Here is a 306-nt window from a genome sequence, read left to right as displayed (position 1 = left end):
AGCGTAGCCCGGTATCGCGCCACATTTGGGATGTGGAGGTCGTAGGTTCGAATCCTGCCACCCCGACTTAATTTATACTAGACATAGTATCCAGGTCCTGTAGCTCAACTGGATAGAGCAACTGCCTTCTAAGCCGGAGGTTTCAGGTTCCACTCCTTACCGGATCACTTTAAAGAAAAAAGAAACGGAACAACTCCGGCTTTTTTTTTTTATTCTTTTAATAAGTTGGGGGGGGGAAAAAACTTTATAGGTGGGGAGTGGGGGGTGTGGGGGGGAGGGGGAAGGAGAAGGAAAAAAAAAAAAAAA

The 306-nt window shown here is 46.4% G+C and carries 1 tRNA gene; it reads left to right on the top strand.

Annotation, left to right across the window (positions count from 1 at the left end):
* Positions 1-59 (top strand) — tRNA-Pro (locus tag AAA942_RS20295).
* Positions 60-306: the final 247 nt, after the last annotated feature.

It is taken from the genome of Algoriphagus sp. oki45 (assembly GCF_036245605.1).
Lineage (GTDB): Bacteria > Bacteroidota > Bacteroidia > Cytophagales > Cyclobacteriaceae > Algoriphagus.
This window is presented reverse-complemented; position numbering and strand designations above follow the sequence as displayed.